This is a genomic window from Gordonia sp. IEGM753 (genome assembly GCF_050321825.1).
GTDB lineage: Bacteria > Pseudomonadota > Gammaproteobacteria > Pseudomonadales > Pseudomonadaceae > Aquipseudomonas.
Window position 1 is genome coordinate 538,513 of the sequence record NZ_JBNQGB010000003.1, and the last position, 19,589, is coordinate 558,101.

Consider the following 19,589-nt stretch of genomic DNA (forward strand, 5'->3'; position numbering starts at 1 on the left):
CTGCTTTATGACGGTTGCTCTGTGGTGCGTTTTGATCGCAATCTTCCTGCCTTATGTCTGTACGGGCGTCGCGAAGGCAGTTGGCGGATTCAGGCTGCAAGACAACCATGACCCAAGGGATTTTCTGGAATCACTGAATGGTTTGGGGCGGCGCGCGCACGCGGCGCAACTGAACAGTTTTGAAGTGACACCAGCGTTCGCCATCGCGGTGCTCGTGGCGCATCTAGTGGGTACGGCGCAGTTGGTGACGGTCAATGTACTGGCAGTGCTGTTTATCACCAGTCGCCTGCTGTACATCATTTGTTATTTGGCGGACTGGGCGGTTTTGCGCTCGCTGGTCTGGTTTGTGGGGATGGGGTTGATCGCCAGCTTCTTTTTCGTCTCGATGTAAGTGCGAAGGGTCGCAGCCCAAAAAGGCTGCGACCTCTTCACTGCTTATTGCTTGTCTGCAACTTGAGGTACTTGCGGTAGCGGCGCACCTTTAGGCCACAACATCCAGATTTGCCCCTGCTGTTTCATGTCTCCGGCCAATTCCCCGGCAGCATCGCCAGTTCCCCAGAAGAGATCTGCACGGACCTCGCCGGAAATCGCGCCGCCGGTGTCTTGCGCGGCAACCGGGCGAACCAGTGCAGTGCCGTCCGGGCGCGTGGTCGATAACCACAGCAAGCTGCCCAGCGGAATGACCTTGCGGTCAACCGCCGCGCTGTAACCTGCGGTCAGCGGTACGTTCAGCGAGCCGCGAGGCCCTTCGTTGCTGTCCGGATTGCGAGTGAAGAACACGTAGCTCGGGTTGCTGCCGAGCAACTCAGGAATGCGCGTTGGATTGGCTTTCGCCCACGTGCTGATGGCGCCCATGGTCACGTCTTCTTTTTTCAACTCGCCCTGGTCGACCAGCCAGCGACCGATCGGCCGGTACGGATGGCCATTCTGGTCAGCATAGGCAATGCGCAATTGACGACCATCGTCGAGCTGGATACGCCCAGAACCCTGGATTTGTAGAAACTGCAGGTTCATCGGATCGGTCAGCCAGGCCACAATCGGGGCCTTGACGCCTTTGCTTTCAATGGTCGCGGCATCGTCGTAAGGCTTGAGCACGCGACCTTCCAGTCGTCCGCGCAGGCGTTTGCCCTTCAGTTCCGGGTAAATGCTGTCCAGCGAGACGATGATCATGTCCTCGGGCACGCCGTACACGGGAACGTTCGCCACGCCTGTCTGGGTGAGGCTGCCGGGATACACCGGTTCGTAATAGCCGGTAATCAATCCGTTGGCATTGTTGTTGGCTGCACGCAAGCCATAGACATCGAGGTTTTGTTTGAGGAAACCACGAATCTCGCTGGCCGTTAGCGGCACATTGGCGGAAGCGGCGCAGGTCGAACCCCAAACCGGATCTGCTTTGAGTCGGGTGCATGCGCTGCGCCACGAACCGAAACCGGCGATCAGATCGTTATCCGATACGGTCGGCAACGCTTCCCAGGTGGCGCTGGAATAGGTGGCCAGCGCATGGGTTTTTGGCGTGTTGTTTTCGCCGCCGGTGCAGCCAGCCAGCACGGCCACTATGGGAAGAGTCCAGGCCAGGTGATGGCGCCAGGCTTTGAAACGGCTGTTCATGGGGTGATTCCTTTACCGGTTGCCTGAGTGCTCCATGCGCTCAAACAACCCTTATTGATAATAGGGCTATTGGTGTTTGCCGATGACGCGAGGATACTGGCCGCCGTTCCCGTGACTTGAAGCCACCATGACTCTTAAAAGACTTTCTGTTGTATTGCTGGCCTGCCTGACCTTGTCTGCCTGCGGCGGTGTTGACCCGAACTCGCCTTTGGGTCAGCGCAAGGCGATCTTCAAGCAAATGCTCAAGACCGGCGAAGACCTGGGCGGTATGTTGCGTGGCCGGATCCCGTTCGACGGGCCAAAATTCGAGGAAGGCGCGGTGAAGCTCGACGCGTTGTCCCATGAGCCGTGGAAGCATTTTCCGCAAGTTCGCGAAGAAGATCACACCAGCGCCAAAGACACCGTGTGGCAACAGCAGGCACGTTTTCAGGAACTGGCCCGCAACCTTGAGGCCGCCACCGGTGAGTTGGTGATCGCCAGCAAGGTTCAGCCCTACAAGGCCAGCAACCTGGGGCCCGCAGTGCAGAAAGTCGAAGACGCCTGCAGTGCGTGCCATAAACAGTTTCGGGATCATTGAGTCCTGAGCTGAGCCTTACTTGTCCAGCTCGTCGAGTGCGTCCTGCAGTTCTTTGCGGGACTCGGCGAGTTTGTCTTTGCGTTTGTTGATCTTGTCGGCATCGCCTTTTTTCATGGCTTTATCGAGATCGGCCTGGCGTTTGCTGACTTCATGCTTGGCGTCGAGCACCTTGTTCTCGCGTTCTTTTTTCAAGGATGCGTCGGTGCAATGGGCTTCAACTTCGCTCAGGGCTTTCTCCAGGCCTGCCTGTTGATCGGCATTGCCGTGGGATTTGGCCAATTCGATCTGATTGATGATGCCTTGTTTCTTGGCTGCGCATCCGGTCAGGCCGGGTGCCTCTTCACCAGCCAGCAATGGAGTAGTCATCACGCTGCAAAGGGTCAGCAAAACGAGCGGTGAAAGAAATTTCATAAAAGCTCCATGTGCAAAAAACAATCGGTCGGTGTGGCAATGAGCTGTTTGAGCGCATTGGCCCCATTGGGTTCCAGGGCTTGCGGCAACCTGGGCCATTAAAAACCATCAATCCCGGCAATACGTAATGTTTCACTCAGGGCCAGCACCTGCGGGTCACGAAAAAATGCGCTGAGTTGTGCTGCGCGTCCCGGCCCGATGCCAGCCTCGGCCTTCCATTGTTCGGTCGTGCGTTGCGCCAGTTCCTGCCATGAATCGGCCAGTTGCGCCTGCCCGGTGGGTGGTAAGCCCAGTGCTTTAAGCCACTGGGCAAAAGGACGTTGCCGGGCACTGTTGAAGCTGTTCATCAGTCTAGCGCTGCTGCGTTCACCTAAGCCGGCAATGTTAGCAAGCTCTTGCGCGTCGAGGGTCAACCAATCCAGCAGGCCATTAAGGTGGCCTGTTTCGAAAAGTTTCTCCCATGTGCCGGGGCCGACATGCGCCAAGGCCAGGCCCTTTTTACTGCTCAGCCAGCTCAGGCGTGCGAGGAACTGGGTTTCGCAGCCTGGTGTCGGCTGCCAGCAACTTAACGGATGAAAGTCCTGGGCCTGCGGCACCACCAATTGCGCACGTTCGGTGCTTTGCAGCACAACGCCGTCGAGCCTGGGAATGGTTAACCCCGCAAGGCTGATGGACACCTGATCACCGGGGCGGATGTCCATTTGCTGCCAGCGCTGCAACGAACTCACGCTGACACGTTTGATCTGGCGGTCATCAAGCATCACCGGCGTCAGTTCCAGTACCGGCGTTATCCGCCCGGTCCGCCCGATATTGAAGTTGACCCTGCGTACCTGTGCCAAGGCTTGGGCGAACGGGTATTTCCACGCGGCGCTCCAATACGGCGGCTTGGCCTGCCAACGATCGGCCGACGGACGCTGCCCTTGGCGCAGCACGATACCGTCGGTGCTGAAAGGCAGCGCTGAGCGGTACCAGTGATTGCGCCAATGTTCGACGTCGGCAAATTCACGGATCGGGTGGTTGTAGGGCGCCGTGCTCGAAAACCCCAGTGCGTCCAGCTCGGTTGTGCGCGCAGCCAGACTTGGCGGACCCTCGGGCCAGTCCCAGACGAACAGGCCTATCGCCTCTGCATCCTCGGCGTTCAATACGTTGCGGGCCATCAAACCGGACACTGTGCCGCGGGCATTGAGGCTGCCGGATTTGGATTGGATGTGATTGCTCAGGCGCCAATAGAGCTCGCCCTGCAACGACAGGTCCAGCGGCTGTGGCAATTGTTTGGGGATCGCGCTGATGTTCCGCGCAGAGGCAGTCCAGTCTTGACCGTGCACGCCATCGCCGCGGCTGATCGCTTGAATGAATAAGCCTTTGCGGTAGATCAGTGTGACGGCCACGCCATCGATTTTTGGCTGAATCCATACATCGCTACGACGCTCGAGCCAGGCCTGGACGGCCGCAGCGTCGGGTAATTTGTCGAGCCCGGTGTGAGGAATCGGGTGTGGCAGCGTTCCGCTCGCGGTGCGCAACGGGTTGGCGGAGACGTCCCTGCCGAAACATGTTCGCCATTCGCCAAGGCGTGCGCGGGACTGGTCATACAGTTCGTCGGCGATTAATGCGCGACCTTCACGGTGGTAACTGTCGTCCCAGAGGTCTAGTTTTTTTTGCAGTGCGTTGATTTCGTCGAGTGCGCGTTTGGCGGGCCACTGCGGGCATTCGGCGGACGTGGCGGTCAGGCAGCACACTGTCAGGGAAATAGCGATGACCAGGCGCAGGGCGGCGAGCATTGTGAGCGTCCTTGCTCAGAGAGGAGCTTGAAGGCTAGGACGTAATCACGAAACCGGGCGGGCAGTGGTTATTCAGGGTGTTTCGGTAACCGCAGATCAAGCAATAAAAAGCCCCGCACGGCGAACCGTGCAGGGCTTTTGGTACCGCCTGGAAATTACAGGCCGGCAGCGATACGCAGATCGTTGGCGCGGTCGGTTTTTTCCCAAGTGAACGTGGTGAAGGTGTCTTCGCCAACAGTCTTGGTGGCTGGCGTGCGACCGAAGTGGCCGTACGCAGCGGTTTCCTGGTACATCGGGTGCAGCAGGTCAAGCATGGTGGTGATTGCGTATGGACGCAGGTCGAACACTTCACGAACCAGTTTGACGATTTTGTCGTCGCTGATTTTGCCGGTGCCGAAGGTGTTCAACGAGATCGACGTTGGCTGTGCAACACCGATGGCGTAGGAAACCTGGATCTCGCAACGCTCTGCCAGGCCGGCAGCCACGATGTTTTTAGCCACGTAACGACCGGCGTACGCTGCCGAACGGTCAACCTTCGATGGATCTTTACCGGAGAACGCGCCGCCGCCGTGACGGGCCATGCCACCGTAGCTGTCGACGATGATCTTGCGACCGGTCAAGCCGCAGTCGCCAACCGGGCCACCAATGATGAACTGGCCAGTCGGGTTGATGTGGAACTGAGTGTCTTTGGTCAGCAGTTCGGCAGGCAGCACGTGCTTGACGATCAACTCCATCACGCCTTCGCGCAGGTCGTTGTACGACACTTCAGGGTTGTGCTGGGTCGACAATACAACGGCGTCGATACCGACAACCTTGCCGCCTTCGTAACGGCAAGTCACTTGCGACTTGGCGTCCGGGCGCAGCCAAGGCAGCAGGCCGGATTTACGTGCTTCAGCCTGGCGCTGAACCAGTTGGTGCGAGAAGGTGATCGGCGCTGGCATCAGCACTTCGGTTTCGTTGCTGGCGTAGCCGAACATCAGGCCTTGGTCGCCGGCGCCCTGATCTTCAGGCTTGGCACGGTCGACACCCTGATTGATGTCAGGGGATTGCTTGCCGATGATGTTCATCACGCCGCAGGTCGCGCCGTCGAAGCCGACGTCGGAGCTGTTATAGCCGATGTCGAGAATCACGTTACGGACGATTTCTTCCAGGTCGACCCAGGCCGACGTGGTGACTTCACCCGCGATGATTGCCACGCCGGTCTTAACCAGGGTCTCGCACGCCACACGGGCGAACTTGTCTTCAGCAATGATGGCGTCCAGCACCGCATCGGAAATCTGGTCGGCGATTTTGTCCGGATGTCCTTCGGACACGGACTCGGAGGTGAAGAGGGAGTATTCGCTCATCTCGATTTTTTCCTGAATTTACCGATGGTGAGTGTCGCCAGTCGGCCGCTGAAAATGGCGGACCTGAATCTGGAAACCATTACGTAAGCCTACATACAGGCTTTCCCCGGGAACGAGTCCCGCAGCGGTGGCCCAACGGGCCAAATCGTCCTGTTCAAACCCCAACCAGAGATCACCGCAGGCCTCCCTGGCCCAACTCTGGTTGTGGCTACATAACTCTGTCACTAACAGGCTACCGCCCGGTTGCAGCAAATCGGCCATATGCTTGAGTGCTTCGGCCGGTGCGGCGAAATGGTGCAGCACCATGTTCAGAACCACGCAATCGGCCTGAAGACTGACGCCGTTCAAGGCATCGGCCAGTTGCAGGCTGACGTTGGTCAGCGTTTCGCGTTCACACAATTGGCGCGCCAGCTCAAGCATCGCCGGGCTGTTGTCCAGTGCCGTGACCTGTTTGAAGCGCCGTGCCAGTTCCGGCAGAAAAGCACCGTCACCCGGGCCGACTTCGATGACCGTGGCACAAGGCTCGAAGCTTAATTTGTCGAGCAACGCCAGCACGCTTTCGCGGTATTGGGGCAGGCCGGCGATCAAGTCCTGCTGGGCGCGAAACTTCTCTGCAACCCGTGAGAAAAAGTCTTGGCTGGCCGCCGCCCGTTGGCCATGGACCTGACCGATCCGCGACTGCACATCGGCAGGCAGGGTCAGGTTGTCGGCTTCTTCGAGCAGGGCAGTGTGCAGCTTGCCGCCCAGCAACTCGGTGTGGGGCAGGGCGCGACGGTAGAAAATCGCGTTGCCTTCACGGCGAGTCGCCACCAGATCAGCCTGGGCCAGTACCTTCAGGTGATGACTCATGCCGGACTGGCCAATACCGAAGATTTGCGCCAGCTCCAGTACGCCAAACGAATCGTTGGCCAGTGCGCGCAATACATTCAGGCGCAGAGGGTCGCCGCCAGCCTTGCACAGGGCTGCCAGCTCATCGCAATCGTCATGTTGAATGGAAGGCACACGTAAATTCATAAGGCCAGCAGTCTAGTGATGGTCTGAAATCACCGCAAGAGCAATATCAAAAAGTTTTGATATTGCTCGATAGATGGCACTTCAGACGCTCGGTTCACTCTACAAACGGACAGCGGAAAGGTTTCACCAGCAGAAACCATCGTTATCGATTGGAAAAACGCCCCCAGATGATTATCTATCATTGCCCCGAGGCGGCCCGGTGAGGGAAAATGCTCGCCTTTTTTCCGATTCGATTTATCCACTCTCGATTCAGTACCCGCAGGAGAACAGCGATGCCCAGCCGTCGTGAGCGTGCCAACGCCATTCGTGCACTCAGCATGGATGCCGTGCAAAAAGCCAACAGCGGCCATCCCGGTGCCCCCATGGGTATGGCGGATATCGCCGAAGTACTTTGGCGTGACTACCTGAAGCACAACCCGAGCAATCCATCGTTTGCCGACCGTGACCGCTTCGTGCTGTCCAACGGTCACGGCTCGATGCTGCTCTACTCGCTGCTGCACCTGACCGGTTACGACCTGTCGATCGATGACCTGAAAAACTTCCGCCAACTGCACAGTCGTACCCCGGGCCACCCGGAATTCGGTTATGCACCTGGCGTAGAAACCACCACCGGTCCTTTGGGCCAAGGCCTGGCGAATGCCGTGGGTTTTGCCCTGGCAGAAAAAGTCCTGGCGGCGCAGTTCAACCGTCCTGGCCACAATGTAGTCGACCACCATACCTACGTGTTTTTGGGTGATGGCTGCATGATGGAAGGCATTTCCCACGAAGTCGGCTCTTTGGCCGGTACGTTGGGCCTGGGCAAGCTGATCGCTTTCTACGATGACAACGGTATCTCCATCGACGGCGAAGTCGAGGGCTGGTTCACCGATGACACGCCGAAGCGTTTCGAAGCCTACAACTGGCAGGTTATTCGCAACGTCGACGGTCACGACCCGGAAGAACTCAAAACCGCGATCGAAACCGCGCGTAAAAGCGCTCAGCCAACGCTGATCTGCTGCAAGACCACCATCGGTTTCGGTTCGCCGAACAAGCAGGGTAAAGAAGACTGCCACGGCGCCCCACTGGGTGACGCGGAAATCGCCTTGACCCGCAAGGCGCTGAACTGGAATTACGGCCCGTTCGAAATTCCGGCTGATATCTACGCCGAATGGGATGCGAAAGAAAAAGGCCTCGCGGCTGAAGCCGAGTGGGATCAGCGTTTCGCTGCTTACTCCGCTGCATTTCCGGAACTGGCCAACGAGCTGGTGCGTCGCCTGAGTGGCGAATTGCCGGCCGACTTCGCTGAAAAAGCCTCTGCTTACATTGCTGAAGTCGCGGCCAAGGGCGAAACCATTGCCAGCCGCAAGGCCAGCCAGAACACCCTGAATGCTTTCGGCCCGCTATTGCCTGAACTGCTGGGCGGCTCTGCTGACTTGGCCGGCTCCAACCTGACCATCTGGAAAGGTTGCAAAGGTGTAACGGCTGAAGACGCCAGCGGTAACTACATGTACTACGGCGTTCGCGAGTTCGGCATGAGCGCGATCATGAACGGCGTGTCGCTGCACGGCGGCCTGGTGCCTTACGGCGCGACGTTCCTGATGTTCATGGAATACGCCCGCAACGCAGTGCGCATGGCGTCGCTGATGAAAAAACGCGTGGTTTTCGTCTACACCCACGACTCCATCGGTCTGGGCGAAGACGGCCCGACGCACCAGCCGGTCGAGCAATTGACCAGCCTGCGCAGCACGCCGAACCTCGACACCTGGCGCCCAGCCGATGCGGTTGAATCGGCGGTATGCTGGAAAGAAGCTCTGGAGCGTAAGGACGGCCCTTCGGCGCTGATCTTCTCGCGTCAGAACCTGCAGCATCAGGAGCGTGATGCCGGCCAGATCGCCGACATCGCCCGTGGCGGCTATGTATTGAAGGACTGTGCAGGCGAGCCTGAGCTGATCCTGATTGCAACCGGTTCGGAAGTAGGCCTGGCGGTTCAGGCTTACGACAAACTGACTGAGCAAGGTCGCAAAGTGCGTGTTGTTTCGATGCCCTGCACCAGCGTGTTCGATGCTCAGGATGCCGGCTACAAGCAAGCGGTTCTGCCGTTGCAGGTTGGCGCCCGTATCGCGATCGAAGCCTCCCATGCCGACTACTGGTACAAATACGTCGGCCTTGAAGGTCGCGTGATCGGCATGACCACCTTCGGCGAGTCGGCGCCTGCGCCAGCCTTGTTCGAAGAATTCGGCTTCACCCTGGAAAACATCCTGGGTCAGGCTGAAGAGCTGCTGGAAGACTGATCCAAAAGTGGCGTTATCGGGGCTGACGTCTTCGCGGGCAAGCCTCGCTCCTACAGGTTTACGGTTGTTTGGAGAATCGGGGTAATCCCAATCCTCCAAAACAACGCGATCCTTTGTAGGAGCGAGGCTTGCCCGCGAAGGCGGCAGACCTGGCGACTACATTCCCAAGCTGCATCGAGAACCCCATGCCTCAACCGCGTCCTTACAAAGTTGCACTCAACGGCTACGGCCGGATTGGTCGTTGCGTCTTGCGTGCGTTGTTTGAGCGAGGCGAAAAAGCCGGGTTTGAAATTGTCGCCATCAATGATCTGGCAGACATGGCCAGCATTGAATACCTGACACGCTTCGACTCCACTCACGGGCGTTTTCCCGGTGAAGTGAAAGTGGACGGTGACTGTCTGCACATTAATGGCAACTGCGTGAAGGTTCTGCGCAGTGCTATCCCTGAAGGCATCGATTGGGCGTCGCTGGGCGTCGATCTGGTGCTGGAGTGCTCCGGCGCTTACCACACGCGTGAAGATGGCCAGCGTTTTCTCGACGCCGGCGCACCGCGAGTGCTGTTTTCCCAACCGATGGCCAGTGAGGCGGATGTCGACGCCACCATCGTTTATGGGGTCAACCAGGATTGCCTGACTGGCGATGAGTTGCTGGTGTCCAACGCATCCTGCACCACTAACTGCGGCGTTCCGCTCTTGCGGTTGCTGGATCAGGCCATTGGCCTGGAGTACGTGTCGATTACCACCATTCACTCGGCGATGAACGATCAGCCGGTGATCGACGCTTACCATCATGAAGACTTGCGCCGCACGCGCTCGGCGTTTCAGTCGGTGATACCGGTGTCCACTGGTCTTGCCCGTGGCATCGAACGACTGCTGCCGGAACTTGCCGGGCGAATTCAGGCCAAAGCCGTACGGGTGCCAACCGTTAACGTGTCTTGCCTCGATATTACGATGCAAACCGTCAGCGACACTGATGCCAATGAGGTCAACCGGATTTTGCGCGAAGCTGCCACCAGCGGCCCGCTCAAGGGCTTACTGGCCTATACCGAGTTGCCTCACGCCAGTTGTGATTTCAACCATGACCCACATTCGGCCATTGTCGATGCCAGTCAGACCCGTGTTTCCGGCCCGCGGCTGGTGAACATCCTGGCCTGGTTCGACAACGAATGGGGTTTTGCCAACCGAATGCTGGACGTTGCAGAGCACTATCTGCAAACAGCGACATCAAAAAATCCTGCTCTCTAAACAAGCTATTCAGGAATTGCGACCCATGACCGTGTTGAAGATGACCGACCTCGATCTGCAAGGTAAACGCGTACTGATCCGCGAAGACCTCAACGTCCCAGTCAAGGACGGTGTTGTCACCAGCGATGCGCGAATCCTGGCCTCGCTGCCGACCATCAAGCTGGCCCTGGAAAAAGGCGCGGCCGTGATGGTTTGCTCGCACCTTGGCCGTCCGACCGAAGGCGAATTCTCTGCCGAGAACAGCCTGAAGCCTGTCGCTGACTACTTGAGCAAAGCCCTGGGCCGTGAAGTGCCACTGGTGGCTGATTACCTGGGTGGCGTTGACGTCAAGCCAGGCGACATCGTGCTGTTCGAAAACGTGCGCTTTAACAAGGGCGAGAAAAAGAACGCCGATGAGCTGGCCAAACAATACGCCGCCCTGTGCGATGTATTCGTGATGGATGCCTTTGGCACCGCTCACCGCGCCGAGGGTTCGACCCACGGCGTGGCCAAGTTCGCCAAGGTCGCAGCGGCGGGCCCGTTGCTGGCTGCCGAGCTGGATGCATTGGGCAAAGCCCTGGGGGCTCCGGCACAACCGATGGCCGCCATTGTTGCCGGCTCCAAGGTGTCGACCAAACTCGACGTATTGAACAGCCTCAGCCAGATCTGCAACCAGTTGATCGTCGGTGGTGGTATTGCCAACACGTTCCTGGCGGCGGCCGGTCACCCGGTTGGCAAGTCCCTGTACGAACCTGATTTGCTGGATACCGCGCGCGAAATCGCCGCGAAAGTCAGCGTGCCACTGCCGGTCGATGTGGTGGTTGCCAAGGAATTTGCTGAAAGCGCTACCGCAACCGTCAAGTTGATTGCCGACGTGGCTGCCGACGACATGATCCTGGACATCGGCCCGCAGACGGCAGCGAATTTCGCCGAACTGCTGAAATCGTCCAAAACCATTCTGTGGAATGGCCCGGTGGGTGTGTTTGAGTTCGACCAGTTCGGCAACGGCACCAAAGTCCTGGCGCACGCCATTGCTGAAAGTTCGGCATTCTCGATTGCCGGTGGCGGCGACACGCTTGCCGCTATCGATAAATATGGTGTTAGCGATCAGATTTCCTACATTTCTACCGGCGGTGGTGCGTTCCTCGAATTCGTTGAAGGTAAAGTGCTGCCTGCTGTTGAAGTCCTGGAAAGCCGGGCCAAGGGCTGAGGCCGGCCGGTTGACCAGGAAAAGGAGTGTTCAGATGGTCAAAAAGTTAGCGCTGTTGATGTTTGCGGGTTCGTTGGCCGCTTGCGGTAGTAACCCGAAAGCAACGCCAGAACCTGCACCCACCGCGCCGGAAAAGGGCTGCTACCAGGCTGACTGGCAAGCTGAAACCAACCCGGTGATCAACAAGCGTTCCGGACCCGATGGCCTGGAGAAATACGAGACACAGACGCCGGCCAAGGAACATGGTTGCCCCTGACGTGTCTGATTCTTTACTCAGGGCTGACGGCGCGTGCCGTCAGCCGAGGAACACGGATGAAAGGTTTTATCGCCGTTATGGCGCTGGCACTGCTGGCAGGTTGCTCGAATTTCAACCTGTTCAAGCCTGCCGAATCGACAGGCAACTGGACCACCTGGACCTGCGACAGCCAGGCCAAAGTGCTCTGGCGCTACGCAGACGATAGCCGTAAGGAAGTTGATGTACGCCTCGGCGGAGCGGATCAGGTCTATCGCTTGACGCTCGAGCCGGGCGCTGAAGGTTCGCTGTATAGCAACGACATGCTGGCGTTTCACATAAAAGGTGAGGAAGGCCTGATTTACTGGGTCGCCACTAACGATTTGATCGGCCGCGGTTGTAAAGCGCAGTAGGGGATCGCCGCATGGTTTTTGTGGCGAGGGAGCTTGCTCCCGCTGGGGCGCGAAGCGGTCCAAAAGCCAGTTGACAGGGTATTTCACACTATCGCGTCAACGGTTTACGACTGCTTCGCCGCCGAGCGCGAGCAAGCTCGCTCACCACAGGATTCTTCGTCACGTACAGGTTTTATGTTGTACCGAATTAGCAGGCCGGACTTACCCCCGATCTGCAATAACTTGAATAGCCGCCGCCGCTACGGCAGGCTGGCACGATTAACGACCCTAAACCGGGAGAGACACACACAATGGCACTTATCAGCATGCGCCAGATGCTGGACCACGCAGCCGAATTCGGCTACGGCGTTCCAGCCTTCAACGTCAACAACCTTGAGCAGATGCGCGCCATCATGGAAGCTGCTGACAAGACTGACTCCCCGGTGATCGTCCAGGCTTCGGCCGGTGCTCGCAAATACGCTGGCGCACCGTTCCTGCGTCACTTGATTTTGGCGGCAATCGAAGAATTCCCGCACATCCCGGTGTGCATGCACCAGGATCACGGCACCAGCCCTGACGTCTGCCAGCGTTCGATTCAACTGGGCTTCAGCTCGGTGATGATGGACGGTTCCCTGGGCGAAGACGGCAAAACCCCGACTGATTACGACTACAACGTCCGTGTTACGCAGCAAACCGTCGCCATGGCCCACGCCTGCGGCGTTTCGGTAGAAGGCGAGCTGGGCTGCCTGGGTTCGTTGGAAACCGGCATGGCCGGTGAAGAAGACGGCATCGGCGCTGAAGGCGTGCTGGATCACAGCCAAATGCTGACCGATCCTGAAGAAGCTGCTGATTTCGTCAAGCGCACCCAGGTCGATGCATTGGCCATCGCCATCGGCACCAGCCACGGCGCGTACAAGTTCACCAAGCCGCCCACCGGCGACGTGTTGGCCATCGATCGCATCAAAGAAATCCACAAGCGCATTCCTAACACTCACTTGGTGATGCACGGTTCTTCTTCGGTTCCGCAAGAGTGGCTGGCGATCATCAACCAGTACGGCGGCGACATTAAAGAAACCTACGGCGTGCCGGTTGAAGAGATCGTCGAAGGCATCAAGCACGGCGTGCGCAAGGTCAACATCGACACTGACCTGCGCCTGGCGTCCACCGGTGCGATGCGTCGCCTGATGGCCACCAACCCGAGCGAATTCGACCCGCGTAAATTCTTCGGTGCCACCGTAACCGCCATGCGCGACGTGTGTATCGCTCGCTACGAAGCCTTCGGCACCGCCGGCAACGCTTCGAAGATCAAGCCGATCTCATTGGAAGCGATGTATCAGCGCTATCTGAAGGGTGAATTGAACGCAAAGGTTAACTAAGTTTTTAGCTGTATGAAGAACCCGCCGTGAGGCGGGTTTTTTGTAGACAAATATATTCTTAAGTGAACAACTAGTGTTTCAGTAAAATGCCGTTATTGAGTGCTGACCGTGATCGGAGTAGACCATTGCGCTGTCCCGCCCTGCGTGTCGGTTCGCTGTGCGTGGTAAGTGCCGGCAGGGGCAGAAATATTAATAAAAAACTCCCTTGGCCATCAGCCATGGCGGATCCAAGCAGACCTCCATGACCTGCTATACATGCATAAACTTGATCGTGCGGCCTGCTAAGTGCACCGGAAACCATAGCGCTTCCAGGTGTAATGGTCGGCAAGATTGGAGTCCAGGCTCATACATTGGCTCGTGGCTAAAGTCGAGTCAAAATTATTGATTCCGTGGGTGTTTGAAAACCTACTAGTTGTTTTCTGTGTACTAAGAAGTTAATAACGATGAGGGGGTGGAATCGATAAAACCCGCCATCCCTATAAAGGAAATGACGGGTGTCACGTTACTTATGGCTATCGCGATGGATTGAGATTATCCACAGTCCGGTTAACTGACGATTCTCCAGATCGATGATCTGGAAGCTCCAACATCATGTTCCGGCCAAGTTCTGGTCCGTAAAATGTGATTTGCCGATATCGGGCGAATCGCGATGCTGCTTGGCTTGCATAGGTGTTTTTTCATCGAGATCTTACAAACCCGGCCACCAGTGTCCCCTTAGCGCCGGTGGTTTCCGTAAATGAAACTTTGTCCCCCACTTCAGCATAATTTGTGGATCTAACACTGGCGTCTTTGCTCGTGCCTTCAATGGTAACGATGTAGGTGTATTCTTTGGGAGGGACGTAGCCGTGTGAGTAAGGCTCGGGATAAGGATCAGTCTTGGACTTAACGACCCCGTGGAATGTTGTTGTCACGATTTCCGTTGCCATTTTTTTTCTCCTTACTATTACATTGCCTGATTTGAGTGTCGGTAGGTTGGGTGATGCAAAGTTATGAAACTCCTTTCCCAAATGCACCGCTACTGTCAAACCTGACAGGTATGTCGATTTAATTGAGCGTAAACGCTACCGCTTGTCGTTTTTTTTTCATCGCAATGTTTACATGAGTCCGGAGGAGATGCAGGAATAAGAAACAGACAAAAGGGGACAGATTTATTTGATCGTCCACTTTTCCTTAAAAGCCAAATACTCAATTATTTACGGTCTTGTCAAACCCACGCGGTCCGATTACTCCAAATACATCAGCAATGTCCAGAATCGGGCCCCGGGCGATGTTGGTGACAGTGTTGATGTCGTTTTCCGCATAGTCCGGCAGGTTGGTGCAGGCCATGAGGTTCAGGTATTTGAGGACCGCGCTCAGGCTTTCGCTGACGCAGTTGTGGAGTTCGCGTAGCGAAGCGTCGCTGTCGATGAGCAGGACGGGGTAGTCAGTGGCAAACTGGGACATGGGGGTGAAGCGGCGTGGCGGTAACTGATTAAATATGGACAATCCTTAACTAAAGAAAAAAATTCGCCACCGTTTGCTGAAAAACAAATTGGGTGGCTACTAACAGGTAGATCAATTTAACGGTTTTCTCGGCTTTTATATTTCGATTTACTATAAAAGACTGTCAGTTATGACAGGTTAATGTTTGTCCGGTTTTCCATATCCTTCGTTACGCAGCAGTGAAAAAAGGACAAGCAGCAACAATTGATTGCCTGCTTTATCCTTCCGATATTTAAATTGCAGTCGGCTGACAGGAATTACTCAAATATATCCGGCGTCGGTCGGCTACGTGCCAATGTAGACGCTTCTGTAAAGTTTACCGTCTCCCTAGGTAAACAATGATTCATGGCATGATATATACCGTAGATTAAGCGCTAAAAGGGGAGCGGAACTCTTAATCTCCCCTGTTCACTTGATAGACGGTTCAGGCTTTTTGCTGGCCTACCTTGGCCTAGGGGTAATGTTTGTTACCCTGTTTTTATTTGGCAAGCAGGGGGGAGTTGGGCCCCTGATTTCGAGGGAGGATATCTGGTCCAGCCAAAACTGATGGTGGATTATATATTTTCTCGATCAGACTCTTAATAAATGCTGAGCAGACAGATTGAGCAGGCGATTGGTTGTAGATAAAAACCCGCCGTGAAGCGGGTTTTTATTGTTTGAATTTTGCTGTTAGGGGTATTGTGGTTTCAGGATCAAGTCGCTATTTATCGTGATCAATGTCCAACTTGCTGAACGTCACTTTCGCGCCTTCGCTTGTATAGCCGGTGTTGTCCTGCACATAAACCCCGGCCTTGAAGTACAGCGGTTTATCGCGCCAGGTCTTGCTGATGTCGGTGTCCCACTGATAACCCGCCGCGCTGATGCCTAGCGCTCCGCCAGGGCTGAGGTGGATAAGGTACGAAAACTGCTGATCCAGTTTCACTCCGGTGGCGATGGTAATCACCCGACCTTCACCATCATCGGGGTGCATGCGAACCTTAGCGACGATATTGCCGGTCTGCGTACTGGTCTTGTATTGATACTCAAGTTTCACCATCGGCTTCTGGCTTTCATAGGCATGGATCTGGCCGATAACGAGTTTGCCTGAGCTGGGTACTTGGTTCACCGCCAGCGTCGCGCGCAGGGAATTGTCGGCGTCCGGATAGAACCAGTTGCGCAAGGTGCCGTTGCTGTAGGTTTCGCGAAGTTCGGTGCGGGGATATTTTGCGTTTTCGGTGCGCGAGCCCGTCACCGGGGACCAAAAAAACAAGGTTCCGGTGTCGGAGTGGAAGTACTGATCCTTGAAGCCTTTTACCAATTTTGCCGTTTCAACGGTGTAAGGCGGGCTGCCGACAGGAACACTCAGGTTCCATGTTGCGAGATCGATCATAGACAAAGCTTCCACAAATTTTGCTGCTTGCGCGCACCAGAAGCTCTAGCGCGCACCTGTGAGGGCGGTCTTTATAAGCGTAGGAGGCTTTTTTGTTAACGCCTGTCTGACAGATGGGTGACGTCAAAATCCTGTTAAAGGGCCATCCTTCGCGGATTTAGCGGCCTGCAGCAGCGACCGTTAGTCGGTAAACGAACCCAATGATTAAATGATGGCGCACTGACACCTTCTGCTTTCTTGGATCCAGGTCTAGAGTGATGGCTTAGTATTTGTCCGGATTTCACGAGGATCCGGCCTGACACCCCGAATATAGAGAAGCAGCATGGAATGCGCGCACCCTACGCCAGTTGAAGGCAGCTCAGTCCTGTTAATTGTTGATGACTACCCTGAAAATCTGATCAGCATGCGCGCATTGCTCCAGCGCCAGGACTGGCAAGTAATGACCGCTGCCTCGGGTTTCGAAGCACTCAATCTGTTACTTCAACACGATGTAGACCTGGTTTTGCTGGATGTGCAAATGCCTGGCATGGACGGTTTTGAAGTCGCTCGCCTGATGCGCGGAAGCCAGCGTACGCGGCTCACGCCGATCATTTTCCTCACCGCCAACGAGCAATCTCAGGATGCCGTGATCAAGGGCTATGCCAGTGGGGCGGTGGATTACCTGTTCAAACCATTTGATCCGCAAATCCTCAAGCCTAAAGTGCAGGCGTTGCTGGAGCATCAGCGCAATCGCCGTGCGTTGCAGCGTCTGAGTCACGATCTGGAGGTCGCTCGCGCATTTAATGCGTCGGTGCTGGAGAATGCGGCCGAAGGTATTCTGGTGGTGGGGGAGGACGGTCTGATCCGCTTTGCCAACCCGGCGATGTCGCGCCTGCTCAACGCCACCGTGCAGGAGCTGCAAGGCAAAGAGTTTCTGGATTTCCTGCAAAAGCCGCACATCCCGGTCTGGACGGATTCGGAGTTGTTTGCAGGTTATCAGCGCGGTGAAACCCTGCGTTTGCACGATGCGCTGCTGCGCACGGCGCCCGGGCAGCAAGTGCCGGTTGCCTTGTCCTGCGCCCCGTTGCCGGCCGAACAACAGGCGATGGTGGTCACCGTTCTGGACATGTCGGTGGTGCGCCATCTGCATCAACAACTGGAGTTTCAGGCGGTCACCGATCCGTTGACCGGTTTGCTTAATCGCCGTGGTTTTTATCAAACCGTGGAAAATCTGTTGGTGCGTGGCGAGCGCGCGGAAAGAGTCTGGGTGCTGCTGTACCTGGACCTTGATGGCTTCAAACGGGTGAATGACTCTCTCGGTCACGATGCCGGCGACCGGGTACTGCGCTGGGTGTCCGAGCAGTTGAAGGCGTGCATGCGACCTTTCGACATTCTGGCGCGCATGGGTGGTGACGAGTTCACCGCATTGCTGGATCTCGAGTTCCCCGAACAAGCGGCCAAGATCGCCGAAAAGTTGATAGAGCGGGTGTCGATCTGTCAGCAGATCGATGGTCTGGATATTGCCCTTGGCGCCAGCATCGGCATCGCTACCTTCCCTGATTGCGGGTCCAACCTCGATGGGTTATTGCGCGCCTCCGACATTGCCATGTATGAGGCCAAGCGTGCTGGTCGTCAGCAATATCGTTTCTATGATCATGATATGAACGGGCGTGCGCGCTCACGGTTGATGCTCGAAGAAAGCGTGCGCACGGCCATCGAAAATCGTGACTTCAATCTGGTTTATCAGCCGCAGGTGGCCATTGTCAGCGGGCAAATTCGCGGCTTCGAGGCGCTGCTGCGCTGGCAGCATCCCAGTGTCGGTGATGTGCCGCCGGGGCTGTTTTTGCCATTGTTGGAAGAGGCACGGTTAATCAGTCGACTGGGCAGTTGGATCTACCATCGCGGTGCGGGTCAGCGAAAGGCTTGGGAGGCGTTGTTTGCCGAAGACCTTGTGCTGGGGGTCAGCCTGAGCAGTACTCAGTTCGGCATGCCGAATCTGGTCACAGAGTTGCGCCAGGTGCTCGAAAGGCACGGCTTGCAGCCGCGACATCTGGAGGTGGAAGTTACTGAAGAAGCCTTGATGCATCACCCCGAGGAGACGCGTAAGCAGTTGCGCTTGTTGCGTAATCTTGGGGTGCGGGTGGCGTTGGATGACTTCGGCTCCGGTGCCTGCTCGCTGTCGCACCTGCGTGACCTGGACCTGGATACGCTCAAGCTTGACCGAAACTTGATTGGTCGCTTGCCCGGCTCTACGCGGGATGCGGCGTTGGTGCGCAATGTGATTGATCTGTGTAAGCAATACGCGATTCTGGTGATTGCCGAAGGTGTCGAAACCATCGAGCAATACCAATGGCTGCAAGCCAACGGTTGCGAGTATGTGCAGGGCTTCCTGGTGTCGCGTCCGATGATGCCCGAAGACGTCGACAGCTTCGCCCAACCTTTCGACTGGAGCACGTTGACCGGCTGAATTCGCTACACTGACGCACTTTCCGTACAGATGCTGCCCGCCCCCATGACCGCTTTGAAATACCTCCAGGCCTATCCCGCCGGCTTACAGGACCAGGTGCGCAAACTGATCACCGACGGTCGGCTGGGCGATTACCTGAGCGAACGTTATCCCGATAAACACGTGATACAGAGCGATAAGGCGCTGTACACGTATGCGCTGGATCTGAAGCAGGAATACCTGCGCAATGCGCCAGCGATCGACAAGGTGTTGTTTGATAATCGGCTGGACCTGACCCACCGCGCACTAGGCCTGCATACGACGATTTCCAGGGTGCAGGGTGGCAAGCTCAAGGCCAAGAAAGAAATTCGTGTGGCTTCGCTGTTCAAGGAGGCGCCCTCGCAATTTCTTAAAATGATCGTGGTGCATGAGCTGGCGCATTTCAAGGAATCGGATCACAACAAGGCCTTTTACAAGCTGTGCGAACACATGTTGCCGGGGTATCACCAGGTGGAATTCGATCTGCGGGTTTACCTGACCTGGCGAGAGATGCTGTAGAAATTACAAGAAAAGGATCCGACGTGAGCAAGACCAAAAGCAGCTTTTATCGCCGGTTGTACGTAGCGTATTTGATCGATAGCGGATTGGCCTGCAGCGTTCCGGCGCTGACCGAAGTCACTGGTATGCCGCGGCGTACAGCGCAGGACACCATTGCTGCATTGGCGGATTTGGACATTGTCTGCGAGTTCGAACAGGAAGAGGGCGCGCGTAATCACGCAGGGCGCTACCGGATTCGTGAGTGGGGCGCGATTGATCGAGGCTGGATCGAGCGTAATTTGCGCCAGATCAAAGCGGTGCTTGAATACCCGTAAAGGC

The 19,589-nt window shown here is 56.5% G+C and carries 19 protein-coding genes; 11 read left to right on the plus strand and 8 right to left on the minus strand.

The window, feature by feature from the left end:
* Nucleotides 1–7 precede the first annotated feature (7 nt).
* Nucleotides 8–391 (plus strand): MAPEG family protein, encoded by a 384-nt coding sequence (locus ACQR3R_RS19440; RefSeq protein WP_428274355.1) that lies wholly within the window; start codon nt 8–10, stop codon nt 389–391.
* A gap of 44 nt (nt 392–435) precedes the next feature.
* Here the strand turns inward: ACQR3R_RS19440 and mltA are convergent, their stop codons facing one another.
* On the minus strand, nt 436–1,608 hold the full coding sequence (gene mltA / locus ACQR3R_RS19445; protein ID WP_428274357.1) for an MltA domain-containing protein: 1,173 nt from the start codon (nt 1,606–1,608) through the stop codon (nt 436–438).
* 127 nt (nt 1,609–1,735) lie between these two features.
* Between mltA and ACQR3R_RS19450 the strand changes: the two genes are divergently transcribed.
* Nucleotides 1,736–2,185: a cytochrome c gene (locus ACQR3R_RS19450; protein ID WP_428274359.1), complete on the plus strand. Its 450-nt coding sequence runs from the start codon at nt 1,736–1,738 to the stop codon at nt 2,183–2,185.
* 15 nt (nt 2,186–2,200) lie between these two features.
* On the opposite strand, the gene ACQR3R_RS19455 is transcribed toward ACQR3R_RS19450, so the two are convergent.
* The 4 genes from ACQR3R_RS19455 to ACQR3R_RS19470 all read right to left on the minus strand — a co-directional run bounded on the left by ACQR3R_RS19455 (nt 2,201) and on the right by ACQR3R_RS19470 (nt 6,722).
* Nucleotides 2,201–2,596, minus strand: a complete 396-nt coding sequence (locus tag ACQR3R_RS19455) for a DUF1090 family protein (protein WP_428274361.1) — start codon at nt 2,594–2,596, stop codon at nt 2,201–2,203.
* Nucleotides 2,597–2,694: 98 nt separating this feature from the next.
* Entirely contained in the window at nt 2,695–4,374 is a 1,680-nt protein-coding gene (gene ligB / locus ACQR3R_RS19460) for an NAD-dependent DNA ligase LigB (protein ID WP_428274363.1), read from the minus strand.
* Between the two features lie 155 nt (nt 4,375–4,529).
* A complete protein-coding gene (gene metK / locus ACQR3R_RS19465) occupies nt 4,530–5,720 on the minus strand; it encodes a methionine adenosyltransferase (protein ID WP_428274365.1) in 1,191 nt (396 codons plus the stop codon).
* A gap of 18 nt (nt 5,721–5,738) precedes the next feature.
* The gene (locus ACQR3R_RS19470) at nt 5,739–6,722 is read right to left on the minus strand and encodes a metalloregulator ArsR/SmtB family transcription factor (protein ID WP_428274367.1); all 984 of its coding nucleotides are present in this window, start codon (nt 6,720–6,722) and stop codon (nt 5,739–5,741) included.
* 284 nt (nt 6,723–7,006) lie between these two features.
* Here ACQR3R_RS19470 and tkt point away from each other — a divergent pair, with 284 nt between their 5' ends.
* The 6 genes from tkt to fba all read left to right on the plus strand — a co-directional run bounded on the left by tkt (nt 7,007) and on the right by fba (nt 13,437).
* Nucleotides 7,007–9,004, plus strand: a complete 1,998-nt coding sequence (gene tkt / locus ACQR3R_RS19475) for a transketolase (protein WP_428274369.1) — start codon at nt 7,007–7,009, stop codon at nt 9,002–9,004.
* 185 nt (nt 9,005–9,189) lie between these two features.
* The gene (gene epd / locus ACQR3R_RS19480; RefSeq protein WP_428274371.1) at nt 9,190–10,248 is read left to right on the plus strand and encodes an erythrose-4-phosphate dehydrogenase; all 1,059 of its coding nucleotides are present in this window, start codon (nt 9,190–9,192) and stop codon (nt 10,246–10,248) included.
* Between the two features lie 25 nt (nt 10,249–10,273).
* Nucleotides 10,274–11,437 carry a phosphoglycerate kinase gene (locus ACQR3R_RS19485; RefSeq protein ID WP_428274373.1) on the plus strand — a complete coding sequence of 388 codons (1,164 nt, stop codon included), beginning with the start codon at nt 10,274–10,276 and terminating at the stop codon, nt 11,435–11,437.
* A gap of 34 nt (nt 11,438–11,471) precedes the next feature.
* Nucleotides 11,472–11,693: a hypothetical protein gene (locus ACQR3R_RS19490; RefSeq protein WP_428274375.1), complete on the plus strand. Its 222-nt coding sequence runs from the start codon at nt 11,472–11,474 to the stop codon at nt 11,691–11,693.
* A gap of 56 nt (nt 11,694–11,749) precedes the next feature.
* Nucleotides 11,750–12,082, plus strand: a complete 333-nt coding sequence (locus tag ACQR3R_RS19495; protein WP_428274377.1) for an MliC family protein — start codon at nt 11,750–11,752, stop codon at nt 12,080–12,082.
* Between the two features lie 290 nt (nt 12,083–12,372).
* Entirely contained in the window at nt 12,373–13,437 is a 1,065-nt protein-coding gene (gene fba, locus ACQR3R_RS19500; protein WP_008081027.1) for a class II fructose-bisphosphate aldolase, read from the plus strand.
* A gap of 677 nt (nt 13,438–14,114) precedes the next feature.
* On the opposite strand, the gene ACQR3R_RS19505 is transcribed toward fba, so the two are convergent.
* The 3 genes from ACQR3R_RS19505 to ACQR3R_RS19515 form a co-directional block, all read right to left on the minus strand.
* Entirely contained in the window at nt 14,115–14,363 is a 249-nt protein-coding gene (locus ACQR3R_RS19505) for a hypothetical protein (RefSeq protein WP_428274379.1), read from the minus strand.
* 259 nt (nt 14,364–14,622) lie between these two features.
* Nucleotides 14,623–14,880, minus strand: coding sequence for a hypothetical protein (locus ACQR3R_RS19510; RefSeq protein WP_428274381.1), 258 nt, complete (start codon nt 14,878–14,880; stop codon nt 14,623–14,625).
* 739 nt (nt 14,881–15,619) lie between these two features.
* Nucleotides 15,620–16,288 (minus strand): polysaccharide lyase family 7 protein, encoded by a 669-nt coding sequence (locus tag ACQR3R_RS19515; RefSeq protein ID WP_428274383.1) that lies wholly within the window; start codon nt 16,286–16,288, stop codon nt 15,620–15,622.
* Between the two features lie 322 nt (nt 16,289–16,610).
* On the opposite strand from ACQR3R_RS19515, the gene ACQR3R_RS19520 reads away from it, so the two are divergent.
* The 3 genes from ACQR3R_RS19520 to ACQR3R_RS19530 are packed head-to-tail and all read left to right on the plus strand — an operon-like array spanning nt 16,611 to nt 19,585.
* The gene (locus ACQR3R_RS19520) at nt 16,611–18,734 is read left to right on the plus strand and encodes an EAL domain-containing protein (RefSeq protein ID WP_428274385.1); all 2,124 of its coding nucleotides are present in this window, start codon (nt 16,611–16,613) and stop codon (nt 18,732–18,734) included.
* 45 nt (nt 18,735–18,779) lie between these two features.
* Nucleotides 18,780–19,271 (plus strand): YgjP-like metallopeptidase domain-containing protein, encoded by a 492-nt coding sequence (locus tag ACQR3R_RS19525; protein WP_428274387.1) that lies wholly within the window; start codon nt 18,780–18,782, stop codon nt 19,269–19,271.
* A 23-nt stretch (nt 19,272–19,294) separates the two neighbouring features.
* The gene (locus tag ACQR3R_RS19530) at nt 19,295–19,585 is read left to right on the plus strand and encodes a helix-turn-helix domain-containing protein (protein ID WP_428274389.1); all 291 of its coding nucleotides are present in this window, start codon (nt 19,295–19,297) and stop codon (nt 19,583–19,585) included.
* The last annotated feature ends 4 nt before the right edge of the window (nt 19,586–19,589 follow it).